The 15,109-nt window shown below is 73.5% G+C and carries 13 protein-coding genes; 8 read left to right on the plus strand and 5 right to left on the minus strand.

The features are described 5' to 3' along the window. Positions 1–71: 71 nt before the first annotated feature. Positions 72–896, minus strand: a complete 825-nt coding sequence (gene prcA / locus ABZ860_RS18490; protein WP_357221481.1) for a proteasome subunit alpha — start codon at positions 894–896, stop codon at positions 72–74. Positions 897–917: 21 nt separating this feature from the next. Beyond that, entirely contained in the window at positions 918–1,733 is an 816-nt protein-coding gene (gene prcB, locus ABZ860_RS18495) for a proteasome subunit beta (RefSeq protein WP_357222036.1), read from the minus strand. Positions 1,734–1,966: 233 nt separating this feature from the next. Between prcB and ABZ860_RS18500 the strand changes: the two genes are divergently transcribed. From ABZ860_RS18500 to ABZ860_RS18530, 7 genes are all read left to right on the plus strand, one after another. Next, positions 1,967–3,340, plus strand: coding sequence for an extracellular solute-binding protein (locus ABZ860_RS18500; protein ID WP_357221484.1), 1,374 nt, complete (start codon positions 1,967–1,969; stop codon positions 3,338–3,340). A gap of 2 nt (positions 3,341–3,342) precedes the next feature. Continuing rightward, positions 3,343–4,233, plus strand: coding sequence for a sugar ABC transporter permease (locus tag ABZ860_RS18505; RefSeq protein WP_357221487.1), 891 nt, complete (start codon positions 3,343–3,345; stop codon positions 4,231–4,233). Continuing rightward, entirely contained in the window at positions 4,230–5,057 is an 828-nt protein-coding gene (locus tag ABZ860_RS18510) for a carbohydrate ABC transporter permease (protein WP_357221490.1), read from the plus strand. Before ABZ860_RS18505 ends, ABZ860_RS18510 begins: the two co-directional genes overlap by 4 nt. Continuing rightward, positions 5,054–6,130 (plus strand): ABC transporter ATP-binding protein, encoded by a 1,077-nt coding sequence (locus tag ABZ860_RS18515; RefSeq protein ID WP_357221493.1) that lies wholly within the window; start codon positions 5,054–5,056, stop codon positions 6,128–6,130. The genes ABZ860_RS18510 and ABZ860_RS18515 overlap by 4 nt, the downstream gene beginning before the upstream one ends. Then, entirely contained in the window at positions 6,127–7,398 is a 1,272-nt protein-coding gene (locus ABZ860_RS18520) for a CehA/McbA family metallohydrolase (RefSeq protein WP_357221496.1), read from the plus strand. The genes ABZ860_RS18515 and ABZ860_RS18520 overlap by 4 nt, the downstream gene beginning before the upstream one ends. A 66-nt stretch (positions 7,399–7,464) precedes the next feature. Then, on the plus strand, positions 7,465–8,676 hold the full coding sequence (locus ABZ860_RS18525; protein WP_357221499.1) for a Gfo/Idh/MocA family oxidoreductase: 1,212 nt from the start codon (positions 7,465–7,467) through the stop codon (positions 8,674–8,676). Between the two features lie 10 nt (positions 8,677–8,686). Next, complete coding sequence (locus ABZ860_RS18530) at positions 8,687–11,467, plus strand: alpha-mannosidase (RefSeq protein WP_357221503.1); 2,781 nt, start codon at positions 8,687–8,689, stop codon at positions 11,465–11,467. A gap of 234 nt (positions 11,468–11,701) precedes the next feature. On the opposite strand, the gene ABZ860_RS18535 is transcribed toward ABZ860_RS18530, so the two are convergent. Next, entirely contained in the window at positions 11,702–11,911 is a 210-nt protein-coding gene (locus ABZ860_RS18535; protein WP_357221506.1) for a ubiquitin-like protein Pup, read from the minus strand. Positions 11,912–12,215: 304 nt separating this feature from the next. Here ABZ860_RS18535 and ABZ860_RS18540 point away from each other — a divergent pair, with 304 nt between their 5' ends. Further along, entirely contained in the window at positions 12,216–13,334 is a 1,119-nt protein-coding gene (locus ABZ860_RS18540) for a serine/threonine-protein kinase (protein ID WP_357221509.1), read from the plus strand. 32 nt (positions 13,335–13,366) lie between these two features. Here ABZ860_RS18540 and ABZ860_RS18545 read toward each other — a convergent pair whose 3' ends face one another. Next, on the minus strand, positions 13,367–13,801 hold the full coding sequence (locus ABZ860_RS18545) for a PepSY domain-containing protein (RefSeq protein ID WP_357221512.1): 435 nt from the start codon (positions 13,799–13,801) through the stop codon (positions 13,367–13,369). Between the two features lie 35 nt (positions 13,802–13,836). Beyond that, positions 13,837–15,105, minus strand: coding sequence for a HAMP domain-containing sensor histidine kinase (locus ABZ860_RS18550; RefSeq protein WP_357221514.1), 1,269 nt, complete (start codon positions 15,103–15,105; stop codon positions 13,837–13,839). Positions 15,106–15,109: the final 4 nt, after the last annotated feature.

Here is a 15,109-nt window from a genome sequence, read left to right on the forward strand (position 1 = left end):
CGCCGGAGATCTTCTTCACGAAGTAGGTGGTGCCGCTGACCGTCTCGATCAGGTCGGAGACCACCGCCCGGCTACTCGCCGGAGCCCGTGTCGATGTCGCCCTCGGGGGCGATCGGCGGGGCGGTGCCGGGAGCCTGCTCCGCCTCGGCCTGCTCGGCGGAAGACTCCTCGGCCGCGGGCCGCTGCGCGCCCTCCTGGCTCTCCTTGGCGGTCTCCAGGAGCTTCTCCAGGCGAGGCCCGGTCAGGCGCAGGAACTTGCGGTGCTCCCTGCCCCGGTCGAGGACGGCGACCTCGATCTGGGGCGCCGGGGGGCGCTCCCCTCCCGGCTCGGTCAGGGCGCTCAGCGCGGCGTCGAGGGCCTGCGGCAGCGGCAGTCCCTCGCTGTAGCGCTCCTTCAGGCGACCTCCGACGGCGTCGGCCTGGCCGCCGATCACGGCCATGCCCTGCTCGTCGAAGACCGAGCCGTCGAAGGTGATCCGGTAGATCTGGTCGTCCTCGGGGGCGTCGCCGACCTCCGCGACGACGATCTCCACCTCGAACGACTTGATCGACTCGGTGAAGATCATGCCGAGCTGCTGGGCGTACAGGTTCGCCAGGCCCCGGCCGGTGACGTCGTTGCGGTTGAACGTGTAGCCGTTGATGTCCGCGTAGCGGATGCCGGCCAGGCGGAGCGACTCGAACTCGTTGTAGCGCCCCACCGCGGCGAAGCCGATGCGGTCGTAGATCTCACTGATCTTGTGCAGTGCCTTGGACGGGTTGGGCGCCACGAACAGGATGCCGTCGGCGTACTGCATCACGACCACGCTGCGACCGCGAGCGATGCCCTTGCGGGCATACTCCGCCCTGTCCCGCATGATCTGCTCGGGTGAGGCATATCCTCCGAAGGGGATGGACACCGGGGGTGATCCTCTCTTGGGTTAGCGCAGCGGCGCGGTCGGGCCTTCGGGGGCGGTCATCCGCCTCTCCAGCATGGACTCCACGAACTCGGCGACCTCGTCGTCCGGGAGGCGGCGGAAGCCGTCGGCGGTGATGACGGACACGACCGGCCAGATCTTCCGCATCACGTCGGGGCCGCCGGTCGCCGAGTCGTCGTCGGCGGCGTCGTACAGGGCGTGCAGGCAGGCCAGGACCGTGTCCTGCGGGCTGGAGTTCTCCCGGTAGAGCTTCTTGAGCGAGCCCCGGGCGAAGATCGAACCCGAGCCGATCGAGTGGAACTCCTTCTGCTCGTACGGCCCGCCGCCCACGTCGTAGCTGAAGATCCGGCCGACGTCGCGGGCCGGGTCGTAGGCCGCGAAGAGCGGCACGACCACGAGGCCCTGCATCGCCATGGGCAGGTTCCCGCGGATCATGGTGGCCAGGCGGTGCGCCTTGCCCTCGGTCGACAGCGAGCGACCTTCGGTCTTCTCGTAGTGCTCCAGCTCGACCCGGTAGAGCCGGGCCAGCTCCAGGCCGGTGCTCGCGGTGCCCGCGATGCCCATGCAGGAGTAGTCGTCGGTGCGGAACACCTTCTCGATGTCCCGCTGCGAGATGATGTTCCCGGAGGTCGCACGCCTGTCGCCCGCCATCACCACGCCGCCGGCGCAGGTCGCCGCGACGATGGTGGTCGCGTGCGGGATCTCGTCACCCACCGGCGCCGCCAGCGACTCGTTGCGGGCGGGCAGCAGGTTCGGCGCGTGCACGCCTAGGAACTCCGAGAACGACGACGATCCCGTATATGTGAAGAGGCTGTTCATCCAGGCTGGCTGAGATGCCACGCGACTCCCTCCAAGCATGCGTTGTTAAGCCCGACCCTACTCAGGTCTCAGCGCTGGTTGCACTCTTCCCGATCAGCTCAGCGCGAACCAGACATCCCACAAGAGGCCGGGCGCACGTCCCTTACTCGTTCACCAAACCGTTTCTTTACGTGTCGGTAATCGCGTGCGAGTGTCGATTTGTCCGTACGTCAGGACTTACGGGGAGGTCGATCATGAGACCTGCGCTCGCGGTGGCGGCGGTGGCCCTGTTGACTCTGGGCGCCTGCGGCACCGGCGGCTCCGGCGGCTCCACGGGCGAGGGCGTCACCCTGACCATCACCGCCAACGCGATCTCCGGCGGCAAGAACGCCGAGACCGCCGACTGGACGGCCAAGTGGGTCATCCCCCGGTTCGAGGCCGCGCAGAAGGCCAAGGGCCGGAACGTCCGCGTGGTGTTCCAGCCGAGCGGCGTGGACGACGAGCAGTACAAGACGAAGGTCGCCCTCGACCTCAAGTCGCGGGCGGGCGCCGACGTCATCGACCTCGACGGCATCTGGGTGGGCGAGTTCGCCCAGGCCGGGTACATCAAGCCGCTCGCCGAGGTCGCCGGTCCCGAGGCGGACTCCTGGGAGGGCTGGAGCCAGATCCCGCAGGCCGTGCAGGGTCTCGGCACGTTCGAGGGCAGGAGGTACGGCCTGCCGCAGGGCACCGACGGACGGGTGCTGTTCTACAACAGGGCCCTGTTCCGCAAGGCCGGCCTGCCGGACCGCTGGCAGCCGCGGAGCTGGCAGGAGATCCTCGACGCCGGCGCGGCGCTCAAGAGGGCCGGCGTCCCCGTCCCGATCCAGATCGACGCCGGCACCGCCATGGGCGAGGCGACGACCATGCAGGGCGCGCTGCCGCTGCTGGCGGGCGCGGGGGCGCAGATCTACGCGGACGGCAAGTGGACCGGCGCCTCCCGGGCGCTCAGGGACGTGCTCGGCTTCTACCGCCAGGTCTACTCCGGCGGCCTCGGCGACCCGAGACTCCAGCAGGAGGCGCGGGGACGGGACAAGTCGTTCGCCCAGTTCGCCGAGGGCAGGATCGCCATCCTGGCGGAGGGCGACTACTTCTGGCGGTCGGTGATCGAGCCCAAGGCCGGGGTCGCCCCGATGAAGGACCGCGACTCCCTCGTCGGCTACGCCCTGATCCCCGCCCAGCGTCCCGGCGCCGGCATCCGGGGCCAGGACTTCGTCAGCATGTCCGGCGGCGCCGTGCGGGTGCTCAACCCCAACTCGAAGAACCCGAAGCTGGCCTGGGAGCTGCTGTCGTTCATGCACTCGGCCGAGGCCACCACGTCGCAGCTCGCCGGGGCCGCCCGGATCACGGCGCGCAAGGACGTGAACGACACGGTGCTGGGGGCCGACCCGATGCTGAAGTTCGTCTCCGACGAGGTCCTGCCCCTCACGGCGTACCGGCCGCCGCTGGCCGTCTACCCGCAGGTGTCGGTCGCCCTGCAGGAGGCCACGGCCGCGGTCGTGGCGGGCACGGGCGTGGACGAGGCGGCCGCCGCCTACCAGCGCAAGGTCGAGTCCCTCGTCGGCGGCCCCGCCAATGTCGCGAGCTGAGCATGTCGCGAGCTGAGTCCGGCACGCTGAGCACGCCTCGCGCGCTCGGTTTCGTGGTGCCGGCGCTGGTGCTGATCGGGGTGTTCCTGGTCTTCCCCGCGCTGTGGACCGTCTACCTCGGCCTCACGGACTACCGGCTCACGGGCCTCGCGGCGGCCGATCCCCACGTGGTGGGGGCGGCCAACTACGCCGAGGCGCTGGGCGACGAGCGGTTCCGCACGTCGCTGTGGCTCACCGTGCAGTTCGTGCTCGGCTCGGCCGTGCTCGGGCAGGCGGTGCTCGGGTTCGCGATCGCGTGGGCGCTGCGCGACCGGCGGGGGCCGCTGAAGAGCCTCACCGAGGGGCTGGTGCTGCTGGCGTGGATCCTGCCGTCGTCGGTCGTCGCGTTCCTGTGGATCGCGCTGCTGGACCGCGACGGCGGGACGCTGAACGCGATCCTGCACACGCCCGGCTTCGCCTGGCTGCTCGACCACCCCATGGCGTCGATCGTCGTGTTCAACGTCTGGCGCGGCACGGCGTTCTCGATGATGCTCTACGGCGCGGCGCTGGAGAACGTGCCGCCGTCGCACCTGGAGACCGCGAGGCTCTCCGGGGCCTCGACGCTCCAGCAGCTCAGGGACGTGGTCTTCCCGCACGTCAAGGGGCACGTGCTGACGAACCTGCTACTGATCACGCTGTGGACGTTCAACGACTTCACGGCCTTCCAGCTGACCGCCGGAGGCCCCGAGGGACGGTCGGAGATCCTGCCCGTCTACATCTACAACGTCGCGATGAGCGGCGGCAGGCTCGGTTTCGGCGCGGCGGTCTCCTTCCTCGTCCTGCTGGTCAACCTGGTCCTGGCGTTCGCCTACCTGCGGCTCCTGCGCTCCAGGGGCGAGGTGAGGACGCCGTGACCCCGCCGGTGCGCCACGCGCTCGCGGTCCTCGGGCGAGCCACGTTCCTGGCCCTGGTGCTGGGGTTCTTCACGCTGCCGCTGCTGTGGCTGGCCTCGGCGCCGTTCGACGCCCACCCGTCGATCACGGCCTCGGTGCCGGAGTTCACGCTGGCGAACTTCCGGGCGCTGCTGGACAACCCGTACGCGCTGGGCTCGCTGCGCAACTCGCTGATCCAGGCGTGCGGCAGCGCGGCCCTGGTCGTGACGCTGGCCGCGCTGGCGGCGTACGCGCTGTCGCGGGCGCGGGTGCCGGGCCGCGACGCGCTGCTGTACGTGCTGCTGCTCCTGTCGTCGGTGGTGACGGGGACGGCGGCGATGGTGCCGCTGTTCGAGCTGGCGACCCGGCTCAACCTGATCGACACCCACCTCGGCGTCGTGCTCACGCTGTCGGGCGGCCTGCTGCCCGCCGCGATCTTCATCCTGAAGGACTTCATGGACGCCACGCCCACGTCGTACGAGGAGTCGGCGCGGGTGTTCGGCGCGTCGCCGGGGCAGGTGCTGCGGCACGTCGTGATCCCGCTGGTGCGGCCCGGCCTGGCGACGATCGCGGTGTGGGCGGTCGCCAACGTGTGGGGCAGCTTCCTGCAGCCGTTCATCCTGCTGCGCGACCCGGACAAGGCCCCCGGCGCGGTCATCCTCTACACGCTCTACACCGAGGGCGGCGCGCCGCGCCTCGACGTGATCTCGGCGTTCTCGCTGCTCTACTCGCTGCCGGTGGTGGTGATGTACGTGTTCGTCAGCCGGAGGTACGGCTTCCGCTTCCACGGGGGGATCAAGCGGTGATCGCGTTGCGCGGCCTGACCAAGGAGTTCCCCGGCGGGGTGCGGGCGGTCGACTCGCTCGACCTGGAGATCGGCGACGGCGAGTTCTTCGCGCTGCTCGGCCCGTCGGGCTGCGGCAAGACGACGCTGCTGCGGACGATCGCCGGCCTGGAGACCCCCACCGCGGGCCGGATCGAGATCGGCGGCGTGGACGTGACCGGGACGCCCCCGGGACGGCGGGACGTCGCGATGGTCTTCCAGGACTACGCGCTGTTCCCGCACATGGACGTCACCGCCAACATCGCCTATCCGCTGCGGATCAAGAAGGTCCCGCGGGCCGAGCGCGAGGCCAAGGCCGCCGAGACCGCGTCGCGGCTCAGCCTGTCGGAGCTGCTGGACCGCAGGCCCGGGCAACTGTCGGGCGGGCAGCAGCAGCGGGTGGCGCTCGCCCGTGCGGTCGCCTGCCACCCGAAGGCGTTCCTGTTCGACGAGCCGTTGTCGAACCTGGACGCCCGGCTGCGGCTGGAGGCCCGCACGTTCCTCAAACGCCTGCAGCGCGAGCTGGGGGTGACCACGGTCTTCGTCACGCACGACCAGAGCGAGGCGCTCGCGCTCGCCGACCGCATCGCGGTCATGTCGGCCGGGCGGATCACGCAGCTCGGCACGCCGTCCGAGGTGTTCCGGCGCCCGGCCACCACGTTCGTGGCCTCCTTCATCGGGTCCACCCCGATGAACCTGCTGCCGGGCGTCGCCGACGACGGCGTGCTGCGGGTGGCCGGGGCCGAGTTCCCCCTGCCGGACGGCCTGCGCCTGCTGAACGGCTTCCGCGACGGCGAGGTCCTGTACGGCCTGCGGCCCGAGTACGCCGACCTGACCACCCGGGAGCCCGGGGAGAAGGGAGCGTTCCGGGGGAAGGTGGCGGTGGTGGAGAACCTCGGCACGGCCCATCTCGTCACGCTGGAGTGCGCGGACCACCTGCTGCAGGTGGTGGTGCCCGAGGGCGCCGAGCCCCCGCCGGGGACGGCCGCCTGGGCGGTGCCCCGTCCCGGCCGGGCGCTGCTCTACCGGGACGACGCCCTGGTGGGTGGCGCGTGACGACAAGGGCCGCGATCAGCGGGACGTGGACGCTGGACGACCGGCTGGCCGGGCCGGTGGCCGAGGTGCCGGTGGAGGTGCGGCCCGGCACGGCCGCCCTCACGGTGCGCCTGTCCTACGACCGGTCGGCCGGCGTGCTCGACCTCGGCTGCGCCGGGCCCGCCGGGTTTCGCGGCTGGTCGGGCGGCGCGCGCTCGGAGTACACCATCACCCCCTCCTGGGCCACCCCCGGCTACCTGCCCGGCGAGATCGAGCCGGGGGTGTGGCGGGTGCTGGTCGGGCTGCACCGGGTGCCCCTCGGCGGTCTGCCGTACGAGATCCGGGTGATCAGGCACGTGCGGCCGCCCGTCCGGCCGCGCCGGCGCCGCACCCGCTTCTCCCGGGTGCCCGGGCCCGTTCCGCCCGAGCCCGCCGCCGTACGGCGCCGCCTGCCGTCGCCGCCGGGATACCGCTGGCTCGCCGGGGACCTGCACGCGCACACCGACCACTCGGACGGGACGCTGAGCGTCTACGAACTGGCCTGTGTGGCGGCCGCGGCCGGGCTGGACTTCCTCGCGGTGACCGACCACAACACCGTCAGCCACCACGTGGAGCTCGCGGCGGCCTCGGCGCTGGCCGGCATCGTGCTCGTGCCGGGGCAGGAGGTGACCACCGACCTCGGGCACGCCGGAGCCCTCGGGGACGTCGGCTGGATCGACTTCCGGCGGCCCCCGGACGAGTGGGCGAAGGTCGTGCGCGACCGGGGCGGGGTGCTGTCGGTCAACCATCCGGTGGCGGCCGACTGCGCCTGGCGGCACCCGATGGCCGACCGGCCGCGGGTCGTCGAGCTGTGGCACTGGAGCTGGCAGGACCGCAGCTGGGGCGCGCCGCTGGCCTGGGCGCAGGCCTGGACGGGCGATTCGACCGGCGACCCGGCCGGCGATCTCGTGGTGGTGGGCGGCGGCGACTACCACCGGCCCGAGGAGGGTCACCTGCCCGGCGCGCCGACGACCTGGGTGCTCGCCGAGGGCGACGGCCGGGGTCCCGAGGCGGCCGGGGAAGTCGTACGGGCCGTGGCGGAGGGGCGGACGGCGGTGTCGGCCTCCCCCGGCGCCCCGCTGCTGCTGCGGCTGGAGGACGAGTTCCTCGCCGTGGACGCCGACGGGCTGGTGCTGTGGGGCCCGCGGACCCGGCGGGTGGTCCGAGGGGACCTCGCCCTCCTGCCCGCCCGTCCCGGGGTGCACCGGCTGGAGACGCCCGCCAACGAGGTGGTGGCCGTCTGCACGTGACGGGGTTGTGCTCCGCCCCCGATGGGGAGGTGCAGGGCAGGTCGCCGAGCGGAGGAGGGTGAGGACGTGGAGACGGTGAAGGTGGGGATCGCCGGGCTGGGCGTGGTCGCGCAGGTCGTCTACCTGCCCCTGCTGACACGGCGGCGCGACCTGTTCCGGATCGCGGCCGTGTGCGACCTCGACCCCGGGCACGCGGAGACGGTCGGCCGGGAGGCGGGCGTCCCGGCGTACGACGACCCGCTGGCGATGCTCGACAGGGGCGGGTTCGACGCGCTGATCGTGCTCACGCCGGGGTCCCACGGGCCGCTGGTGCGGGCCGCACTCGAACGCGGCCTGTGGGTGCTGTGCGAAAAGCCCCTCGCCTACAGCCGGGCCGAGCTGAGCGGCTTTTCCGGCCGGCGGCTGATGGCCGGCTACATGAAGCAGTACGACCCGGCCTCCCAGCGGCTGCTGGAGGCGCTGCACGAGGCCGGGGGGCCGGAGGTCGTCCGCCACCTGGACGCGACCGTGCTGCACCCGTCGGAGGAGTCGCAACTGCTGTTCGCCCGGGCGCGGCCCGGACGGCCCGCGCCCGAGCGGGTGGCCCCCTACGCGGAGGCCGACGAGCGGGCGCTCACCGCCGCGCTCGGCACGTCGTCGGAGCGGCTGCGCCGCCTGTACGCGGAGGTGCTGCTGAGCAGCCTGTGCCACGAGCTGTCGCTGATGCGCCTGTTCACCGGGTCACCCGACACCGTGGACCACGTGGCCGTCTGGCCGGTGGAGGCGTTCCCGCCGTCCCTCGAGGTGAGCGGGACGCTCGGAGGCGAGTGCTCCGGCAGGTACGGCATCCGGTGGCACTACCTGACGAGCTACCCGGCCTATCACGAGGTCATGACGCTGCACCACGAGCACGGCTCGCTGGAGCTGCGCTTCCCCTCCCCCTATCTGCTGAACGCGCCCACCCGGCTGACGGTCACCTGCCGGGTCGGCACCACCGAGCGGACGGTCGTCAACGAGGACGTCGCCGAGGCGTTCGAACGCCAGCTGCGCGCCTTCCACCGCTTCGTCACCCAGGAGGAACCGCCGCTCACCGGACTCGACGGGGCCCTGGAGGATATCGTCACCGCGCAGCGGATCGTGCACCGGTACGCGCGGTGGGCGGGCATCCCCATCGGCGGGGAGTGCGCCCAGGAGGTCACCGGCGCCCCGAGGGAGGCGACCGCCGGGGCCGACAGCAGCTACGCCGAGGAGGGCGGGAGTGGAGCCAGCGGTCACGCCGAGGAGAGCCTCAGCAGATAGCGACAGGATCGTGGTGGTCCCGCACACGCACTGGGACCGGGAGTGGTATCTGCCCTTCCAGCGGTTCCGGGTCGGGCTGGTGCGGGTGCTCGACGAGGTGGTGGACGCCATGGCCGCCGACCCCGCCTATCGCTTCACGATGGACGGCCAGCTCGCGGCGATCGAGGACTACCTGGAGATCCGGCCCGCGCGGCGCGGCGACGTCGCCCGCTTCGTCGCCGAGGGACGGCTGGCCGTCGGGCCCTGGCTGATCCTCGCCGACGAGTTCCTGTGCTCGGGTGAGACCCTGCTGCGCAACCTGGAGTACGGCATGCGGGGCGCCGCCGCGCTCGGCGGCGCCATGCCCGTCGGCTACCTGCCCGACCAGTTCGGCCACTGCGCCCAGATGCCGCAGATGCTGGCGCTGGCGGGGCTGCGCCTGGCGTGCCTGTGGCGCGGCGTGCCCGCGCATGTGGACCGCGACGCCTTCGACTGGACCGGCGCCGACGGCACCACGATCAGGACCAGGTATCTGCCCGGCGGGTACGGCAACGCCTTCGGGCTGTTCACCGGCCCGGCCGAGGCGATGCCCGACCGCGTGACGGCCTTCGTCTCCACGGCGAAGGGCTGGGCGGCCGGTGACACCCTGCTGGCGATGTACGGCGCGGACCACTCGGCGCCGGCCCGCGAGATCACCGCCTCGGGGCTCCGCGTCGCCACCCTCGCCGAGGCCCTGACCGGCGATCGCGCGGACGGAGCGCATGGACAGGTGCCGCGGGTGGTGGGCGAGCTGCGCTCGCACGCGCGGGCCAACATCCTGCCCGGCGTGATCTCGGCCCGGGTGCCGCTGAAGCAGGCCATGGCGCGGGCCGAGCGGATCCTCACCCGCTACGCCGAACCGCTGTCGGCGCTGTGGCTCGCCGACCGGTCCGCCTGCGAGCGCCTCGTCGACATGGCCTGGCGGTCGGTCATCGCCTGCAGCGGGCACGACTCGGTCACCGGGTGCGGCTCGGACGAGACCGCCCAGCAGGTGGGCGCCAGGATCGCCGAGGCCGGGCAGACGGCCCAGGCGGTCGTGGACCTGGTCGCGGCGTCCCTCGCCGAGGCCGCGCCGAAGGGCGCGCTCGTGGTCGTCAATCCGTCCCCGTTCGAGCGGACCGGCCTGGTGCTCGCCGACCTGCCGGAGGACCGCGCGTCCCTGGCGGACTCCTCGGGCCGCGCCGTCCCCGTGCAGCGGCTGGAACACGCGCCGACCCTGCTCGACGAGACCGTCATGGACGACCTGTCCCGGCTTCTCGGGCGCGTGCACGAGCGGGAACTGTACGGCCACGAGATCGTCTCCTGGCACGCCGGAGACGGCGTGTTCACCGTCACCGTGAGCAGGCACGCCTCCGGCGCGTACGCCTACGAGGACCTGCGCCGGGCCGTCCTGGAGGCCGGTCCGGGGCCGTGGGTCGTCCGCACGGTGGCCGAGCCCGTGGTCACCGTGGCCGCGCTGGTCACCGTGCCGCCGCTCGGCCGTGCCGTCCTCACGGCCCGTCCGCCCGCGCCCGGCCGGCCCGCCCCCGTCGCCGGCGCGCTGACGACCGACGCCTGCGGGTTCGAGCCGGTGCTGGACAACGGTCTGCTGCGGGTGCGGGTGGCCGGCGACGGGACGCTCTCGCTGCGCGGCGCGGACGGGACCGAGATCCACGGCGTCGGGCGGATCGTCCACGGCGGGGACGCCGGCGACACCTACAACCACGCGCCCCCGCCGGACGACCGGCTCGTCGAGCGGCCCTCCCGCGTCGTCGTCGAGGAGGTCTGCTCGGGCCCGCTGACCGGCGCGTACGCGATCACGCGGGTGTACGACTGGCCGGCCGGCCTCGGCGACGCCGACGACGAGGCCGCCGAGACGGTGCCGACGGCCGTCACGACCCGGGTGGAGCTCAGGGCCGGCGAGCCGTTCGCGCGGTGCGAGATCACCATGGACGTGCGCTGCCGCGACCACCGCGTCCGCTGGCACGCGCCGCTGCCCCGCGCGGCGGCCGCATCGTACGCCGAAGGACAGTTCGCCGTGGTGCGGCGGGGTCTCACGGCCGAGGGCGGAGGCAGGGACGGGGGCGGCGAGCGGCCGATCCCGACCTTCCCCGCCGAGTCCTTCGCCGCCGCCGGCGGCCTGGCCGTGCTGCTCGACCACGTCACCGAGTACGAGATCGTCAGGGACGGGAGCAGCGGGGACGGGACCGAGATGGCGCTGACGCTCGTGCGGTCGGTCGGCTACCTGTCCAGGAACCGCAACCCCTACCGCGACGAGCCCGCAGGGCCCGAGGTGCCCACCCCGGCCGCCCAGTGCCAGGGGCCGCTGACCGTGCGCCTCGCCGTCCTGCCGTACGCGGGCGAGTGGCACGAGGCCGGGCTGCCGAGGCTCGCCGAGGAGTTCCGCCACGACCTGCTCGCCGTGCCGGGCACCGGCGCCGCCGGTGCGAGCGACGCGGACGGGGAAGGCCCGGGCGGAGGGGGTCGCGTCGCGATCAGCGGGGACGGGGTCATGATGGCCGCTCTGCGCGAGCGGGACGGACGGCTGGAGGTCCGCCTGGTGGCCGAGCATCCCACGGCCACCGAGGCGGTCGTCCGGGGAGATTTCACCGCGGCCTGGACGGCCGGCGTGCTGGGCTCTCCCCTGAGCCCTCTGGAGGTGTCCCGCGACGAGGTGTTCCCCGGCGATTGGGCGGACGGGCAGAAACCCGCGGCGTCGTGGCGGACGGTGCGCGTCCCGCTGAAGCCCTTCGAGATCGCGACCGTCCATCTCGCCCATCTCGGCAGCGCCTGACGCCCGGCCTGCGCGACCTGCACTGGAGCCGGGGCGGCCTGCCGGCGCCGCTCACCGCGTCGTCGGCTGACGGGTCATCGTCTGCCGCATCGCCGCCGCGGGCGGCTTGGTGCGCCGGTCATCGCGGCGCGGCGGACGAGGACGCGTTCGACGGGGGTTTCCGGGCCCGACGGCGGCCCTGCCGGGAACGTTCCCCGGCGCGGCCGCCACCGGCCCGGACGCCTCCCGCCCGGGCTACTGCCCGCCCTTCTGCACGTAGGAACGGACGAACTCCTCCGCGTTCTCCTCGAGGACCTCGTCGATCTCGTCCAGGATCGCGTCCACGTCGTCGGTGAGCTTCTCGTGACGCTCCTGGACGTCCGGGGACGCCTGCGCCTCGACCTCTTCGACTTCGTGCTCCTGGCGCCCGGTCTGCTTCTGGCCGCCGCTCTCCTTGGTCGCCATCCCTGACACCTCCGCTGCTCGGGGGGACGCCTCTCCCCATATCTTCCCCGAACCGACCGACAATGCGCGCGAAAGAGCGCGCGATCTTCGGCCGGGCCGCTGTGGCCAGACAACCCGGTGAGGCCCGGGAAGGCAAACGCGCGGGATCCGGCCTCGCGGCGGGCACATCGGCCCTCGGAGGCCGCCTTCGTTAGACCGGATCGTTATCGACGTCACACGCCCCGTGGCCGCCTTTCGGCGCAGAGCGACCGGGTCCGGGACGACAATTGATGGATCACGGCACGACCTAGCGCACGGGTGGTCGATGGCATCGCACGCACGGCAACTGCTGGCGGATCGGTACAAGCTGCTGACGCCCTTCCGGCGCGACGGCGGCGGGATCATGTGGCAGGCACACGATCTCCGACTCAAGCGCGATGTCGCGATCAAGGAAGTGCAGCCGCCGTACCGGGTGGACGTGGCCGACCTGCCGGCCGCCCGCCGGCAGGCGCTGCGGGAGGCCCGCTCCGCGGCCCGCCTCAGCCATCCGGCCGTCATCACCGTGCACGACCTCCTGGAGGACAAGGGCCGGCTCTGGATCGTCACAGAGCTCCTGCAGGGCCTCACGCTGGGCGACACCGTCCGCCACCTCGGGCGGCTGCCGGTCCACTGGGCCGCCTGGGTGGGTTTCCAGCTCCTGTCGGGCGTACGGCACGCGCACGCGATGGGCGTCGTCCACGGGGACATCCGGCCCGCCAACGTGATGCTGACCGAGGACCGGGTGGTGCTGACCGACTTCGGCATCGCCGCGTTCGACCGGGACCCCACCGGGTCGACGACCGTGCCCGTGGCGCGTTCCGGGGCCTATCTCGCCCCGGAGCGGCTGCGCGGGAAGGGCCTGGCCCCCGCCGCCGACCTGTGGTCGTTCGGCGCCACGCTGTACTGCGGGGTCGAGGGGCGGCCGCCGTACCCGGCCGTGGAGGCGCTGCCGTCCGCGGCGCTGCTCGGCCGCGAGCCGGAGCCGCCACGCCGGGCGGGCCCCCTTCGGCCGCTGATCGAGGGCCTGCTGCGGCACGACCCGGACGAGCGGCTCAGCGTCGACCAGGCGATGCACGTGCTCGTGGACGTGTTGCGGCGGCAGGGCATCCCGGCGGCGACGCCGGGCCGCACCGCCGGCGAGCTGCCAAGCCGCACCACGCCCAACACCACCCCCAACACGGCGCCCAACACGCCGCCCAAACCGGGCGGGGCGCACCCCGGCCGCTCCTCCGGCCATGGGTGGCCCCTCGCCCCCCGGGAACTCACAGCACCCCGGGATCTCCCAGCGCCCGGCGAACTCACGACGGGGCGCTTCTACGACGTGGAGTCGCGTCGCCGGGACAATCCCTACTGGCCCTCCCCCACGACCGGGCCTCGCCGGCCCAGGCCTCCACGCCTCCCGTAGCCCCCGTGCCGCCCGGGCCCGCCTGCCCAGGATCAGTCGTCGTGACCCCGGTCGTCGTGACCCCGGTCGTCGTGCCGGCGGTCGTCGTGCCGGCGGTCGTCGTGCCGGCGGTCGTCGTGACCCCGGTCGTCGTGCCTGTCCCGGAACTTGACGATCCTCCCGCTCGCGGCGGACACGTACACGTGATATTCCCGGTGGCCCTTGCGCAGCTCGACCTTCCAGGTGCGGTGGCCGTGCTCCCACTCGCGTTCGACCTCGGTCACCCGCGCGCCGGGCACCCTCCTCATCGCGATCGCGACCGCCTGGCTCCGGGTGACCGAGGTCGGGGAGACGGAAGCGGAGGCGTGCACGGAAAGAGAGGTGGGCGCGGAGAGAGAGGTGGGCGCGGCCGCGGCGGCGGTTCCCCCGGCGGCCAGAGCGGTGACGGTGACGGCGGCGGCGAGAGCGATCTTCGTTGTCTGTCTCATGCCCCGAGGTTCGCAGCGATCATGCTAGGGCCGCGCTAAGCGATCCCTAAAAGCAGGCGCACCTCCGCGCCGCCGAGGTCCGATCGGCCGACGGCCAGGGAGCCGCCCGAATCCTCGGCCACGCGGCGGGCGATGTCCAGCCCGAGCCCCGTCGAGCCCGCGCCGCTCTCCCCGCGCGCCGGCGGATCGCCGGGGCCGAAGCCGGGCCCGGCGTCCGAGACCGTCAAGGCCGCCGTGTCACCCGGTCCGGAGGCCAGCCGGACGCGGAAGGCCGTCCCGTCGGGGGTGTGCGCGAAGACGTTGCCGAGGAGGGCGTCGACGCAGTCGGCCAGATCCTCGGCCGGGACGGCCACCGGCAGCGGGCCGCGCACGAGGTCGAGCGCGACGGTTCTGGACTGGTCCTCCGCCAGCACCGACCAGAACTCCACTCTGCCGCGAACCACCGCGACGGCGTCGCAGGACGCCCGCTCCCGCGACCGCCGCCGCACGTCGTTGATCACGGCGGTGACCGCCCGCTCCAGGGCGTCCACGCGGGCCTCCATCCTGGCCGCCTCGCCGGGGTCCGCCAGCGACTCCGCTTCGAGCCGCAGGCCGGTCAGAGGGGTGCGGAGCCGGTGGGAGACGTCCGCCGCCGTCTCGCGCTCCTCCGCGAGCAGGTCGGAGATGCGTCCCGCGAGGTGGTTGAGGGCCAGGCCGGCCGTACGGACCTCGGGCGGGCCCTGCGGGGTGGCCCTGACGGTCAGGTCGCCCGTGGCGAGGCGGTGGGAGACCTGGGCGAGCGCCGTGGTGGGCCGCACGACCGCGCGGGCGAGGCGGTCGGCCACCAGGATGCCGAGCCCGACCAGGGCGACCCCGAGGATCAGCAGCGCGAGCCACGTCCGATGGACGCCGCGGTCGAGGTCGTCGTCGCCGAGGAAGGCGCGGACCACGGCGGTGCCGCCCGGCGCCCCCTGCACCGCCACCAGGATCTCCCTGCCGCCGGGCACCGCCGCGGTCAGGCTCCGGCCGCGCGCGGCGAGGTCGACGGCGCGGGTGCGGGCCGCCACGGCCCCGAGCACACGGCCGTCCGCGAGGAAGACCGTGACGGGGTGTCCGCTCGACGCGCCCGCCTGCTCGGCGGTCAGCCGCAGCGTCTCCTCGTCCACCGCGCCGACGGCCACGGCGACGGACTCGGCGGCCCGGGTCGCGGAGGCGACGGCCTCGCTCCGGGCCACCGACCGCACCAGCAACGCCAGCGGCACCAGCAGCGACACCAGGACGAGCGACGTGGTCGCCGCGACGAGGGCGGCGAGCCAGCGCCTCATCGGC

Origin of the sequence: Microbispora sp. NPDC046973, from assembly GCF_040644495.1 — a bacterium.
GTDB lineage: Bacteria > Actinomycetota > Actinomycetes > Streptosporangiales > Streptosporangiaceae > Microbispora.

Bases quoted from the DNA above. Each gene is read 5' to 3' on its own strand.
- ABZ860_RS18545 (WP_357221512.1), bottom strand. From the start codon at position 13,801: ATGAGACAGACAACGAAGATCGCTCTCGCCGCCGCCGTCACCGTCACC.
- prcB (WP_357222036.1), bottom strand. From the start codon at position 1,733: ATGAACAGCCTCTTCACATATACGGGATCGTCGTCGTTCTCGGAGTTC.
- ABZ860_RS18505 (WP_357221487.1), top strand. From the start codon at position 3,343: ATGTCGCGAGCTGAGTCCGGCACGCTGAGCACGCCTCGCGCGCTCGGT.
- ABZ860_RS18535 (WP_357221506.1), bottom strand. From the start codon at position 11,911: ATGGCGACCAAGGAGAGCGGCGGCCAGAAGCAGACCGGGCGCCAGGAG.
- ABZ860_RS18500 (WP_357221484.1), top strand. From the start codon at position 1,967: ATGAGACCTGCGCTCGCGGTGGCGGCGGTGGCCCTGTTGACTCTGGGC.
- ABZ860_RS18550 (WP_357221514.1), bottom strand. From the start codon at position 15,105: ATGAGGCGCTGGCTCGCCGCCCTCGTCGCGGCGACCACGTCGCTCGTC.
- ABZ860_RS18540 (WP_357221509.1), top strand. From the start codon at position 12,216: ATGGCATCGCACGCACGGCAACTGCTGGCGGATCGGTACAAGCTGCTG.